The following is a 12,018-nucleotide window of genomic DNA, read 5'->3' as shown; positions in this document are numbered from 1 at the left end:
GAATGAGCAGTATAGAAAAATCGTTTTATTCCAAAACGAGTATGTATGCATTTTTTGTTGTGTTGATATTATCGATATCGGTATGGATTTCTACAGGTCAGTTTAAGCATATGGATATGGCCTTATTAGGTTATTTATTATCCTCATTGATTTTTGCAATAGGCTTAACTATCCGAATGTGTGCTTGGTTATTACGTCCTGCTACACATAAGGTCATTCATAGAAGCTTTAAAAATTTACGAACACGCGAGCGGAAAAATAGAAACTTAAAATCCGTCTTCATAACTGCTCTTGAAAATATCTTTCTTCAGAAATTCATATTTAAAAGAGGACTGTATCGAGGAATTCAACATTGGTTGATTTCATGGGGGTGTATTGGTTCGTTTGCGATCACATTTGGATTAACTTTTGGTTGGATGCGATTTGATCTAATTGATCCTGAAACATATCAAATTGTCGTGTTCAATATACCAACGATGATTATGCCGGCCCATGGCCTATTAGCTGAAATAATCTACAATGGCTTAAATATAACAGCGTCCTTAGTATTAATCGGAGCTTGTATGGCACTCTATCGACGCATTAAAGACAATGATGTAAAAGTTACTCAACGATTCGAATTTGACATTCTACCTTTATATATCTTACTTGCTGTTACGATAACAGGATTATTTTTAACTGTCTCATATGTATTGTTAGAAGGCTTCATGCACCACTATTTAACATTGATTCATCAAGTAACAGTAGTCATTTTATTGATTTATTTTCCGTTTGGTAAGCTATTTCATTTACCAATACGTCCACTTACGACAGCAGTTCCGATGAACTATCAAGAAAAAGTTCAAATCGATACAAGACCATGTCATAGCTGTGGTGCAATGTATAGTAATGATGATCAAATTAGTGATGTAAAAGGGATATTGGATGTTCAATCTTTTGATTTGCAGTTAGAGGATGGCACCTTTTTAGCTGATTATTGTCCAGCTTGCCGAAGGAGAATTCGGGTGATGAAGCAATTAAATATGGGAGGATCCCAAGGAAATCCATTCCAGCCTATCGAAACGAGAAATGGGATACAAATGTCCGGATTTGGAAAGAAACGAAGCGAAGACTTTTATGAAAGTGATTCAAGTGAAAACAAACAAACAACGGTACATGGAGGGGATCAGTAATGAGTGATTTTGTCGCAAAAAAAGGCGTGAAGAATTTACAGCACAAAGATGAAAAACTAATTACAACGCACTGCTGTTATTGTGGAATGCAATGTGGAATGCATATTCGAGTCCACAAACGTACTGGTGAGGTAAGAGGTGTAGAGCCGCGTTATGACTGGCCAGTAACGATGGGGAAAATGTGCCCTAAAGGTGTGACAGCCTATCAAACTATTGAACATGAAGACCGTATCAAAAAGCCTCTTATTAAGAAGAATGGTAAGTTCGTGGAAGCATCATGGAAAGAGGCACTAGATGTAATAGAGAAGAACTACAAAGGCCTACAGTCTGAGTACGGAAAAGATGCGTTGTCTGTTTTCGGTGGGGTCTCCATGACAAACGAAAAATGTTATTTGGTAGGGAAGTACGCACGGGTAGCGTTAGGCACTAGGTATATTGATTATAATGGTAGGTTTTGTATGAGTTCTGCTGCAGGAGGATTTATTAGAACATTTGGTGTAGATAGAGGGTCAACACTTCCATGGCCTGAACTTGAGCATAGTGATTGTTTCTTTATGGCTGGCTCAAATACAGCAGAATGTCATCCTACTAGTATTCAATGGTTTTGGAAAGCCAAGGACAAAGGTGCAAAAATGATTGTCGTTGACCCTCGGGAAACGCCAACTGCGCGTGTTGCAGATGTTCATTTAGATTTAAAACCTGGAACTGATTCCGCCTTAGCGAATGGAATGATGCATATTCTTGTTAAAGAGGGTTATGTAGATGAAGCGTACGTTCAGGAACGATGCAATAATTATGAGCAACTAATAGAACAAGTAGCACAGTTCACTCCTGAATATACTGCCGAAAAAACCGGCATCTCTGTTGAAAAGATTCTAAAAGCTGCCCATATTTTCGGACGTTCAAAGCGTTCAGTCGTCATGTTCGCTCGTGGTGTGGAGCAGCAATCCAAAGGTGTAGATAACGTTGCCCTATATTCGTCTATGTCTCTATTAAAAGGTCATATTGGTAAATTTGCTTCTGGAGTAGCAACCTTTACTGGTCAAGGAAATGGGCAAGGTGGTCGTGAACACGGACAAAAATCAGACTTGTTACCAGGGTATCGTAAATTAACAGATCCAGAAGCAGTAAAATATATCTCAAGTGTGTGGGGGATTGACCCTGAAGAGATGCCAAAACCAGGAGTCTCTGCATACGAAATGTTTGATGAAATTCAAAAAGGCAATATTCGCGCGATGCATGTTATTTGTAGTAATCCAGCTGTTTCTGCACCGAATACAGAATACATTTGGGACGGCTTTAAAAAGTTGGATTTCTTAGTTGTCAGTGATTTTTTCTTATCTGAAACAGCAGAATACGCTGACGTCGTACTTCCAGCTACTTCCTGGGCTGAAGATGAAGGGACTACGACGAATATTGAAGGTAGAGTAATACGCATCCGAAAAGTACGTGAACCATACGGGGATTCCAAAACAGATTGGGAAATTATGAGTGAGATTGCTAAACGTATGGGTAAAGGAAAATATTTTGATTATAAAAATGTTAGTGAAATTTTCGAAGAATTCCGTATAGCTACCAAAGGTGGAAAAGCCGACTATTACGGAGTTACGTACGACAAGATTGACGAACAAGATGGGGTGTTTTGGCCTTGTCCTTCTGAGGATCATCCAGGAACACCAACCATGTTTAAAGAACGATTCGCCACAGAAGACGGGAAAGCAAATTTAGCTATCGTAGATTGGCGGGAACCAGGAGAAATTCCTACAGAGGATTATCCGCACATTTTGACGACAGGAAGAGTGGTGTACCACTACTTAACTGGTAACCAAACACGACGAGTAGATTTTCTGATGGAACAGTGTCCGATGCCATATGTAGAGATGCATCCAGAGCTTGCTAGTCAATATAATTTCCAAAATGGAGACTTCTGTAAATTAACTACAAGACGTTCTTCCATGACTGTTGAAGTGAAATTAACGAAAGCAATTCGAGAAGATACGGTATTTATTCCTTATCATTGGGGCAAAGAATTGTCTGTCAATCAATTAACAAATCCATGCTTAGATCCTATTTCTCGCATGCCAGAGTTTAAAGTATGTGCTGTGAAGATACAAAAAGTAGCAAAATATGAGATGCCTTCTCCTATCTAGAGAAGGCTACCACTTTTAAGGAGGTCAAATCATGAATAAAATTATGTATCTTGAATTTGAGCGTTGTATCGGGTGTCGAGCTTGTCAAGCTGCTTGTAGAGAATGTGGGGACCATGATGCGAAGGAACGTAACTATGTAGAGTATGTAGATTTCATGGAAAGTCGCCAAACCTACCCAATGCTTTGTATGCAATGTAAGGACCCTGCTTGTGCACGAGTGTGTCCGGCAAATGCGATTCAAATTACCGAAGAAGGTGTCGTCCTTTCTGCTATGGAAGAGAAATGTATCGGGTGTCGAAATTGTACGTTTGGTTGTCCATTTGGTATTCCTAAGTTCGATTTTGAAGAAAACAAAATGTACAAATGTGATATGTGCTATGACCGATCTAAACATGATATTGCTCCGATGTGTGCATCTGTTTGTCCTAGTGATGCCATTCGTTTTATTGATTATGATGAAATGATGCAACTTCGTCGTAAGCGTACTCAAATGAATTTAGTAGAAGGAAAGAAACCTCAAGAAGGAAACAAATGGGAGTACGTGCCTGAATTCTTTGGCGTTTATAGTGATTGATAGAACTATAAAGGGTATCGGCATGTAAGGAGGATGAACAGAATGGTGGATGAAAAGAACAATCAAAATCAAAGACAAAACCAGCGTAAAGCTGACGACGATATGATTAATTTAGTCGATAACTTAAACAGAAGCGAAGATCTACGATTTAATCGACGAGCGTTTTTAAAATCAGCAGTAGGGGCTTCTCTTACATTAGGAATTGCTACACTACCTTTTTCCATCAAAGCCATGATGGATGACAGGGAAGAGGATTCAGAGAAAGTAGAAATAGGGAAGCTCTCTGAACTACCAAAGGGAGAATCACTAGAGTTTCATTATCCAACTGATAGTGAACCTGCATTATTAGTTCATACGAAAAATGGAGAATTAAAAGCGTATAACAATAAATGTACCCATCTTCAGTGTCCAGTTTTTTATGAAAAAAAAGAAGAAGTATTATTATGCCCGTGCCATCGTGGTTTCTTTAACGTTGATTCAGGTCAACCAATGGCTGGACCTCCTCAGCGTGAATTACCGAAGATTTTGTTAGAGGTAAAAGGGGATGTCGTCTACGCTGTTGGGAGGGAAGTACGCCATGGGTAAAAAAATATGTTGGGTAGCTATATTATGTAGTATTTTCCTCAATGTCGTAATGCTTCAATGGACGATAGAAGCTTTTTTTGGTAAGGAATTTGAACATGTTTATATGTACACAATCATCGCAATCGCTTCATCATTCATAGCCTTACTCTTCTATGGAAAGTGGCGTAAGCTTGATAAACATGAGCGTGCGTAACGAACTGACGAAGGAGAGGAGTGAGACTTATGCTTCAAGCAACCTTGACCGATTGTAATAATACCCTTTTACAAGTAGCTTTACAAGATGAGAGATTAAAGTCTACATCAAAGTGCTTCACCTTCGGGGAGGGACAGATATGCAATCTGTATCCAAATCTAGAAGAGAACAGCCTATTGATTCAATTCCGAGGAGACCTAACGTTAGAACAATATCGTGCTATCCATCATCTTATCAAGTCTATACAAGAGAGAACAGTTGGAGACTTAGATGAGTCTGAATGTTTATTAGGTTATTTAGGAAATGGAGAAGGAGCTTATATTGTAACGAATTGGGAAGAGTGGTCAACCTTTTTGCTAAGAGCAAGTTTGCGCACATTAGAAGGGCAAAAAGTTAGAGTACTAGATAAAGGTCAGGAAATTGGAAGTGGAATGCTTGCAGAATATGATATTATTCAAAGCGACGGTGGAGGATGTATTCCCTCTTGTAAACTAATTACATTGTTTGGTGAACGAACATTCAAAGGTGAAGCTCTTCAAATAATACCAACAAATGAATGGTAGATAACTAGAAAGTTAGGTGGGATATAATGAACAACAAAGATGTGTATAATCGACCATTACAAGATTTGCGAATATCGGTAATCGACCGATGTAATTTTAGATGTACGTACTGTATGCCAGCAGAGATTTTTGGGGTGGATCATCCGTTTATGAACGAATGTGACTTGCTTTCCTTTGAGGAAATAGAAACGTTAGCTACGTCTTTCGCCCATTTAGGGGTGAAGAAGATTCGCATTACAGGTGGAGAGCCATTACTTAGAAGCAACCTTGATGAGTTAATCAAGAAGCTAGTGAACATAGAGGGAATAGAAGACATAGGCTTAACGACAAATGGTATTTATTTACCCAAGTATGCACAGCAATTAAAGAAAGCAGGATTGAAGCGGGTCAATATTAGCTTAGATGCGATTCATAATGATGTTTTTAAAGAAATAAATGGCAGGAATGTAGGGGTTAGTCCTGTACTAAAAGGGATAGATGCTGCTAAACGAGCGGGGCTAGGTGTGAAGTTAAACATGGTTGTCAAAAAAGGAATGAATGACCATCAAGTTATCCCGATGGCCAGTTATTTCAAAGATCAGGATATTTCCTTACGCTTTATTGAATATATGGATGTCGGAAATAGTAACGGATGGGACTTTAAGAATGTGATGACAAAGAAAGAGATTTTAGATCAGCTAACACAACACTTTGATCTATCACTGGTAGATTCCAATTACTTTGGAGAAGTTGCCCAACGGTATAAATATCAAGGTGCTATTGGGGAAATTGGATTTATCACATCTGTTTCTGAATCTTTCTGTTCTAGTTGCACTAGAGCCAGAATTTCTGCAGATGGAAAATTATATACATGTTTATTCGCTAATAAAGGATATGATTTAAAATACTTATTACAAAGTAACTCAATATCTTATATCACAAGTGAAATTCAGAACATATGGAGTAGAAGAGATGATCGGTATTCCGACGAACGTAATGAAGCCACTCCATCACGAGAAAAAATCGAAATGTCGTATATAGGAGGGTGAAAACGTCGCTGTATTAAATCAGAGGCGTTTTTTTTCGGTTGCAAATCCTTCCATTAATCAATTTCACATATATCAATTGGACAGTTTTCACAACCTATGACATCTCGTAAGTAGTCTAAGTTATGAATCGTAATCTTACCTTTTTGAATGCTAACAATGTCCTCTTTTTTTAGATCACTTAACAACCGATTAACCACTTCACGTGATGTCCCACAAAAACCGGCTAATTCTTGGTTCGTAAGCTTCATATCAATTAAAAATCCATTGGCTGATTCTACACCATAACTATTTACCATTCGAATCAGTGTTGAATAGAGAGCACCTTTTTTACCGTATAAAATTAAGTCGCGAAATTTAGTTTGTGTTCTTCGGAAGTGGTCGCTCATCCATTTCATAAATTCAATAGCTAATGCATTATTATGAGAGAGCTTTTCTTCTAGTTCCTCTTTTTTAATAACTCCGACTTCGCTATTTTCTAGAGCCTTAGCACTTAAAAGGTATTTCGCTCCTTCACTAAATAGCGTTAGTTCGCCCACGATTTCGTTAATGCCACATATTCGTAAAGTGAGCTCTTTTCCATCAGGAGTGTTTTTACTTATTTGGATACGACCAGATTTAATAATATATAATTCATTTGCGAGTTGTCCTTCTTGAAATAAAAATGTCCCTTTTGGAATATAGGTATGATGATTAACGGTGCTTAGCAATTCGGTTAAATCGTTCGATAATGTTTTCGAAGATTGTGCCATTCAAACACCACCCATTTATAGTGAAAAGATTCATCCTCTTTTATAATATATTTTCTAAATCTTTCCTGTTTATTATCATAACAACAAAAACGAATTTCTTCAATATTGCATTCTAGTATCATGAAAACACAATAATAGATAGGGATACTTATGTTGTGGAAGACTCTTCATTCACTATCAATAAAGGTGTTTAATTATATAACATAAGCTTTACAAACTTTGTTATATTAATTCCTATATACTAGTTTGTAAATTAAATCAAGTGTGGTATGTTTCAAAATATATTCATTTTAAAAAGGTTAGGCGTAAAATAATTAAATTTACTACGATTTACTTAAAATTTCGCAGAGTATCGCTCAATATCAATATAAAAGGAGGGCTTTAAGATGAATATGTTTGTAAAAGCTCGTGGACTATTTGAAAAAGACTACCAATCTAGCCAAGAGATTACACACTACAATGCTTCTATGCAAGGTGGAAAATCAAGAGCAAGCAAATCACAAGCTAAGCTCAGAAGAAACCCATTTAAAAAATAAAAAAAGAGCACGAATTTATAAATATGACATGAAATGGAAAAATACCTGATTTGTAAATAGGTTATGAACGATGTTCGAAGCTTTATTCACCAAAGATCACAGGTACTTTCCATCGTTTTATTTCTTGATTTTTCTTACTGATGAATCCCTCGCTATTTTCTCCACACTGCAATTATTCTTTATACCAAGAACATAAGTAACATCTACTCTTTTTTGTATCCTCAATTCCTAATCACATTCCAATGCTATAACATTATTATTTTTCTCCATTGTCTGTTAGTTGGCACCACACCTGTGTAATAATGGTAATAATGATGTTTTAAAGTAAAGGTTGTTCATAAAGATGAAAAAACATAAATATATAAGTTTGTTAATTGTTGGTGTTTTTCTTGTTCTTCTCAGCACTCCTTATATAGTAGTAGTCACATTTGATTTCTACCCAAATGGATACACGTATAAAAGTCTTGAAGGGGAGTTTTACATTCAACAATTAAATCCAATAAGTCATGTTGAAGAAGAAATATCTATTAATGAAGATACCGGTAGTAGACTGATAGTGGGTCGGTATGAAGCGAGAAGTAACATTTTGGATATCCAAGCTTGGTACCGTAAATCAGCTGCTTCTTTAGGGGTGTTGCTTGGTAGTCTTTTTTTTCTTTTTATTCCAAGAACTTATCATAAAAATGCATTTAGGGAACTGAAAGTAGAGCTGGAAAACGATATTCCTTCCCTAGTAAAAAAAATAACTACATTGCCAAAAGAAATGAAATCCGATTTCCCTCGACTGTCATATTGGTTGTTCGAGAGAGAATTTCCTAACCTAATCGGGGTGGTTTCTCTTATTATCTCGCTCTTTATGATCTTTAATAGTTTTTTTCATTATCCAGCATTAGAAGTTCGTGAAGTAGATACTATCGTAAAGCGATTACTGAGTGCTAGTTGACTAGTTCATTTCATTCTTGCTAGAAATGTTGAAACTGATTGCTCTCTTTTTCGTATTACTTAGTAAATAAGGTATTTAGTAAAACTTACAAGAATGGGGAGTTTTACCATGATAGGTTGTACAGGGATAGTTGGGTTTATTTTTGTTTTTTTAACGTTTTACGGTCTTAGTATATTAATCAGTCTAATAACTGGCATCGATACGTGGATTATTATTAGCTTTCTTTTTATATCAACACCGGTTTTGATCATTTCTTATTTTGTATTTCTAAAGAAACGAAAACGACGTGCGAACTTTAAAGGTAGTGTTACGTATCATGTGGATGAGATTCAGCTCGATGAGATGGTGACTGGTAGTAAATCCATTATATTGGATAAAGGAACCAACGAAATTAGGATTCATAAAGAGCTACATATCCCTTTTTACTTTCTTTTAGGTGTCGAGAAAGAGCAAACTGTGAAGGAAGAAAAGATGTCTATATCATACTTGAATCAACACGGAAAAGAATCAGTACTCCGTATGAAGGTTAAGAAATCAACAGACTTATTCAAGAATTTGAATGGGTTGGAGGAAAAAATTAAGCATATTAAAAATCAAAAGAGAGAGTTATATTCTACTCTACCATCTACCTTTTTTGTAATTGAGAATATTGGATATATTAAACAATTTCTTGATTTATTTGGTGAACAGAAACTAAGCACACCATCTAATAAGATGAAAGATTATACTCTAGAAGCGATGGATGATCATGAGTTGAACCTTCATTTATATGATGAACATACTGGAACTTATAAACTACTTACCTTTGCCCCTTCTAAAATTGTAAAAGTAATCGAAAATGATACGAAAAATTGCTTCTTACTGATTTTCTCTATAGACGGATTTCACCTCACTAATACATTCACGCAAGACAATGGATTAATTCATCGGGTACTGTATAGTAGTCAACACAATGATTGGATAGAAGATGGACCGTGGCGAGCAGATGTGATTGGAATGCTACAGTTTATAAGTGAAGTGGTAAAAGAAACAACTTGGGAATGGCATACTGATACTGAATGGAAAAATGTGCAACTTAAAAGCGAATCAGAACGCAAGCGCGCTTATACAAACTTAAATCAGTTGTAAAGGAAAAGAGCTAGCGATTTCTATAAAAATCTCTAGCTCTTTTCTTAATCTATCAGTCCCGTGAAGTGGAAGGGGGGATAGAGCTAGATGTTCAAATATCAAAAGAGATATCCGGATATAATGAATCCGTACAATAAAAGTGGGGGTGTGTTAGTTTGGAAGAACTAGCTTTCTTACATAAATAGGTGCTGGAATGATGGAACCCAGGTGTTTCCCCATAAGAGGGTTATACCAGCAGCGATGATCATGGCTAGGCTAGAGAATGTTCCTTCTTGGTCACCGAATTCAAATGCTTTAGATGTTCCGGCTCCGTGGGCGGCCATTCCAAATGAGAGCCCTCGAGCTATAGGTGATTGAATGGATGAAAACCGAATGACATAAGGACCTACAATCGAACCAATGATACCTGTACAGACAACAAATGCTGCAGTCAGTGCAGGTACACCACCGATTGCCTCAGATACTTCAATCGCAATTGGCGTCGTTATAGATCTTGGTAAAATACTTGTCATCAACGTGCCACTTAAATGAATGAAATAACCTAAAAAGAAGGATGAAAGAATAGCAAAAATCGAACCAGCCGTGATACTTGTAATAATCTCTACAATAAATTTCTTAATTAATGCGTAGTGTTTATAAATTGGAATTGCAAAAGCAACAGTAGCAGGTCCAAGGAAATAACTAATTACATCTGTACCTTGTTTATATTGTTCAAATGGGATATTCAGCACCAACAACATTATAATTAATACGGTTGGTGACACGAATAAAGGTGTTAATAAAGGATGTTTCCACTTTTGGTAGAGCTTTTTACTTATAATATAGATAAGAATGGTGATAACTAAATACGTCATTCTGTTTCCCCCTTCCTTCTTCGTTTAGCTAGTTGGTCAGCTACAATACCCGTCACCCACATAACTAGAATGGTACTAATAAAGATAACCAACAATAGTTGAAATCCATTCCAACCTGCTAAGTCAGGGTATTGGACGATACCAACGGCGGCAGGAATAAAGAAAAGCAACAACTCTGCTAGTAACCATTTACCTGCTTGTTCGATCCAGTGAAGCTTAACGAGACCAGTTTTCAATGCTAGGAATAACAGAATTAATCCAATTATGCTTCCTGGAATAGGAAGGTTAGTTAAGTGCTGAAGTGCAAGCCCGATAAAGAAGAAGACGTTAATAAGAATAAATTGAACGAGTAAAGTGACAATGTTTTTGTAAATGCTTACACCTCCTGAACACACGAAAAGAGCCGCATTACGGCTCTTTTTATCGAGTGAATCTATTGTAGAATAATCTATTAATATGTAAGTTACATATCTCGGAAATACTTTAAAATTTAGGATTTTTCAAAAGGAAAATGATTCTATCGTAACTATAATACAATTACATTCATAATAAAAATACATATATATTATCTAAACCATAACCAAAAGTTATGATCGAGAATCTTTTATAAATTGGATAAATTCTCGAGTTGCAAAGGATAAGTATCGATCTTTTTTTATAATAAGTTCAAGTTTCCATGGGATAGAAGGGTTGGTTAGGGGAATATCTTTCACATCCTTAGAATGTATCTTTGCACAAATAGATTCAGGTAGAATAGCAATTCCCATATTTGCCCGTACCATCTCAACAATGAAATCCCACTGAGAGCTTTCTAATTCAATGTGAGGTATAAACCCTTTTTCCAGACAATGATTCCTTACTAAGTCATGCATGGCGAAGTCCTCTTGAAATAATATGAATTTCTCTTTTGATAATTCTTTTAGTTCAATTCGTTCTAAGCTTGCTAAAGTATGATGGTTAGGTATGACAACTTTCATTTTTTCTTCTGTAAAAGGTATGGATTCAAAAATGGATTGATCGACCGGTGCAACAGCGATAGCTAGTTCTACATGCCCCTCAATCAAACTTTGCTCCATTTTTTTGGCACCATATTCAGTGATTTGTATAGAGATACCTGGATAGGTTTGACGGAAGTTTGCAATAATCTCAGGAAAGAAAAGCGTACCTATCAGAGGAGGAAGTCCAAATGATATAGCCCCTTTTTGGAGATGAATGGTATCATAAAGGGACGTGGTTAGATCTTCCATCATACCTAATACTCGTTGAGCCTGTTCTAAGACTGCTTGACCTGCATCTGTAAGTTGAATTTGTTTGTTTGAGCGATCGAGAAGCGTAACCTCAAGGTTTTCTTCAAGATTTCGAATCATTTTACTGAGTGCAGGCTGAGAAACGTTAAGATGCTGAGCAGCTTTTGTAAAGCTTTGTTGCTGTGAAACTTCTAGAAAATATTGTAAATGACGTATATCCATTGTATTGTACCTTTCCTTTGTTGATGAACTCTATTATATGAGATGGAAGGAAGGAAGGAAAGGAAGGTGACTTT

General features: G+C 36.5%; 14 protein-coding genes. 10 read left to right on the top strand and 4 right to left on the bottom strand.

The window, feature by feature from the left end:
* Positions 1 to 2: 2 nt before the first annotated feature.
* The 7 genes from GLW08_RS03115 to moaA are packed head-to-tail and all read left to right on the top strand — an operon-like array spanning position 3 to position 6,265.
* Positions 3 to 1,172 carry an MFS transporter gene (locus tag GLW08_RS03115; protein WP_160847108.1) on the top strand — a complete coding sequence of 390 codons (1,170 nt, stop codon included), beginning with the start codon at positions 3 to 5 and terminating at the stop codon, positions 1,170 to 1,172.
* Complete coding sequence (gene fdhF / locus GLW08_RS03110) at positions 1,172 to 3,322, top strand: formate dehydrogenase subunit alpha (RefSeq protein ID WP_160847107.1); 2,151 nt, start codon at positions 1,172 to 1,174, stop codon at positions 3,320 to 3,322. The genes GLW08_RS03115 and fdhF overlap by 1 nt, the downstream gene beginning before the upstream one ends.
* Positions 3,323 to 3,353: 31 nt before the next feature.
* Positions 3,354 to 3,896 carry a 4Fe-4S dicluster domain-containing protein gene (locus GLW08_RS03105; RefSeq protein WP_160847106.1) on the top strand — a complete coding sequence of 181 codons (543 nt, stop codon included), beginning with the start codon at positions 3,354 to 3,356 and terminating at the stop codon, positions 3,894 to 3,896.
* 42 nt (positions 3,897 to 3,938) lie between these two features.
* Complete coding sequence (locus GLW08_RS03100; RefSeq protein ID WP_160847105.1) at positions 3,939 to 4,481, top strand: ubiquinol-cytochrome c reductase iron-sulfur subunit; 543 nt, start codon at positions 3,939 to 3,941, stop codon at positions 4,479 to 4,481.
* Positions 4,474 to 4,674 (top strand): hypothetical protein, encoded by a 201-nt coding sequence (locus GLW08_RS03095; RefSeq protein ID WP_160847104.1) that lies wholly within the window; start codon positions 4,474 to 4,476, stop codon positions 4,672 to 4,674. Before GLW08_RS03100 ends, GLW08_RS03095 begins: the two co-directional genes overlap by 8 nt.
* Before the next feature lie 29 nt (positions 4,675 to 4,703).
* A complete protein-coding gene (locus tag GLW08_RS03090) occupies positions 4,704 to 5,237 on the top strand; it encodes a hypothetical protein (RefSeq protein WP_160847103.1) in 534 nt (177 codons plus the stop codon).
* A 26-nt stretch (positions 5,238 to 5,263) separates the two neighbouring features.
* Entirely contained in the window at positions 5,264 to 6,265 is a 1,002-nt protein-coding gene (moaA, locus tag GLW08_RS03085) for a GTP 3',8-cyclase MoaA (RefSeq protein WP_160847102.1), read from the top strand.
* 53 nt (positions 6,266 to 6,318) lie between these two features.
* Here moaA and GLW08_RS03080 read toward each other — a convergent pair whose 3' ends face one another.
* Positions 6,319 to 7,014, bottom strand: a complete 696-nt coding sequence (locus GLW08_RS03080) for a Crp/Fnr family transcriptional regulator (protein ID WP_160847101.1) — start codon at positions 7,012 to 7,014, stop codon at positions 6,319 to 6,321.
* Positions 7,015 to 7,400: 386 nt separating this feature from the next.
* Here GLW08_RS03080 and GLW08_RS03075 point away from each other — a divergent pair, with 386 nt between their 5' ends.
* The 3 genes from GLW08_RS03075 (at position 7,401) to GLW08_RS03065 (ending at position 9,621) form a co-directional block, all read left to right on the top strand.
* Entirely contained in the window at positions 7,401 to 7,550 is a 150-nt protein-coding gene (locus GLW08_RS03075) for a hypothetical protein (RefSeq protein ID WP_160847100.1), read from the top strand.
* 343 nt (positions 7,551 to 7,893) lie between these two features.
* Positions 7,894 to 8,493, top strand: coding sequence for a hypothetical protein (locus tag GLW08_RS03070; RefSeq protein ID WP_160847099.1), 600 nt, complete (start codon positions 7,894 to 7,896; stop codon positions 8,491 to 8,493).
* A gap of 108 nt (positions 8,494 to 8,601) precedes the next feature.
* Complete coding sequence (locus GLW08_RS03065; RefSeq protein WP_160847098.1) at positions 8,602 to 9,621, top strand: hypothetical protein; 1,020 nt, start codon at positions 8,602 to 8,604, stop codon at positions 9,619 to 9,621.
* 173 nt (positions 9,622 to 9,794) lie between these two features.
* Here the strand turns inward: GLW08_RS03065 and GLW08_RS03060 are convergent, their stop codons facing one another.
* The 3 genes from GLW08_RS03060 to GLW08_RS03050 all read right to left on the bottom strand — a co-directional run bounded on the left by GLW08_RS03060 (position 9,795) and on the right by GLW08_RS03050 (position 11,944).
* Complete coding sequence (locus GLW08_RS03060) at positions 9,795 to 10,475, bottom strand: LrgB family protein (protein WP_160847097.1); 681 nt, start codon at positions 10,473 to 10,475, stop codon at positions 9,795 to 9,797.
* Positions 10,472 to 10,870, bottom strand: coding sequence for a CidA/LrgA family protein (locus tag GLW08_RS03055; RefSeq protein ID WP_337193887.1), 399 nt, complete (start codon positions 10,868 to 10,870; stop codon positions 10,472 to 10,474). Before GLW08_RS03055 ends, GLW08_RS03060 begins: the two co-directional genes overlap by 4 nt.
* A gap of 192 nt (positions 10,871 to 11,062) precedes the next feature.
* A complete protein-coding gene (locus tag GLW08_RS03050; protein ID WP_160847096.1) occupies positions 11,063 to 11,944 on the bottom strand; it encodes a LysR family transcriptional regulator in 882 nt (293 codons plus the stop codon).
* Positions 11,945 to 12,018: the final 74 nt, after the last annotated feature.

It is taken from the genome of Pontibacillus yanchengensis, assembly GCF_009856295.1.
Taxonomy (GTDB): domain Bacteria; phylum Bacillota; class Bacilli; order Bacillales; family BH030062; genus Pontibacillus; species Pontibacillus yanchengensis_A.
Note: the sequence above shows the minus strand (reverse complement) of the source record. Positions and strands in the feature narration are given on the sequence as shown.

Excerpts from the sequence above, each read along its gene's own strand:
- GLW08_RS03070 (WP_160847099.1), top strand. The coding sequence starts at position 7,894 with ATGAAAAAACATAAATATATAAGTTTGTTAATTGTTGGTGTTTTTCTT.
- fdhF (WP_160847107.1), top strand. The coding sequence starts at position 1,172 with ATGAGTGATTTTGTCGCAAAAAAAGGCGTGAAGAATTTACAGCACAAA.
- GLW08_RS03105 (WP_160847106.1), top strand. The coding sequence starts at position 3,354 with ATGAATAAAATTATGTATCTTGAATTTGAGCGTTGTATCGGGTGTCGA.
- GLW08_RS03060 (WP_160847097.1), bottom strand. The coding sequence starts at position 10,475 with ATGACGTATTTAGTTATCACCATTCTTATCTATATTATAAGTAAAAAG.
- GLW08_RS03100 (WP_160847105.1), top strand. The coding sequence starts at position 3,939 with ATGGTGGATGAAAAGAACAATCAAAATCAAAGACAAAACCAGCGTAAA.
- GLW08_RS03050 (WP_160847096.1), bottom strand. The coding sequence starts at position 11,944 with ATGGATATACGTCATTTACAATATTTTCTAGAAGTTTCACAGCAACAA.
- GLW08_RS03075 (WP_160847100.1), top strand. The coding sequence starts at position 7,401 with ATGAATATGTTTGTAAAAGCTCGTGGACTATTTGAAAAAGACTACCAA.
- GLW08_RS03090 (WP_160847103.1), top strand. The coding sequence starts at position 4,704 with ATGCTTCAAGCAACCTTGACCGATTGTAATAATACCCTTTTACAAGTA.
- moaA (WP_160847102.1), top strand. The coding sequence starts at position 5,264 with ATGAACAACAAAGATGTGTATAATCGACCATTACAAGATTTGCGAATA.
- GLW08_RS03080 (WP_160847101.1), bottom strand. The coding sequence starts at position 7,014 with ATGGCACAATCTTCGAAAACATTATCGAACGATTTAACCGAATTGCTA.
- GLW08_RS03065 (WP_160847098.1), top strand. The coding sequence starts at position 8,602 with ATGATAGGTTGTACAGGGATAGTTGGGTTTATTTTTGTTTTTTTAACG.
- GLW08_RS03095 (WP_160847104.1), top strand. The coding sequence starts at position 4,474 with ATGGGTAAAAAAATATGTTGGGTAGCTATATTATGTAGTATTTTCCTC.
- GLW08_RS03115 (WP_160847108.1), top strand. The coding sequence starts at position 3 with ATGAGCAGTATAGAAAAATCGTTTTATTCCAAAACGAGTATGTATGCA.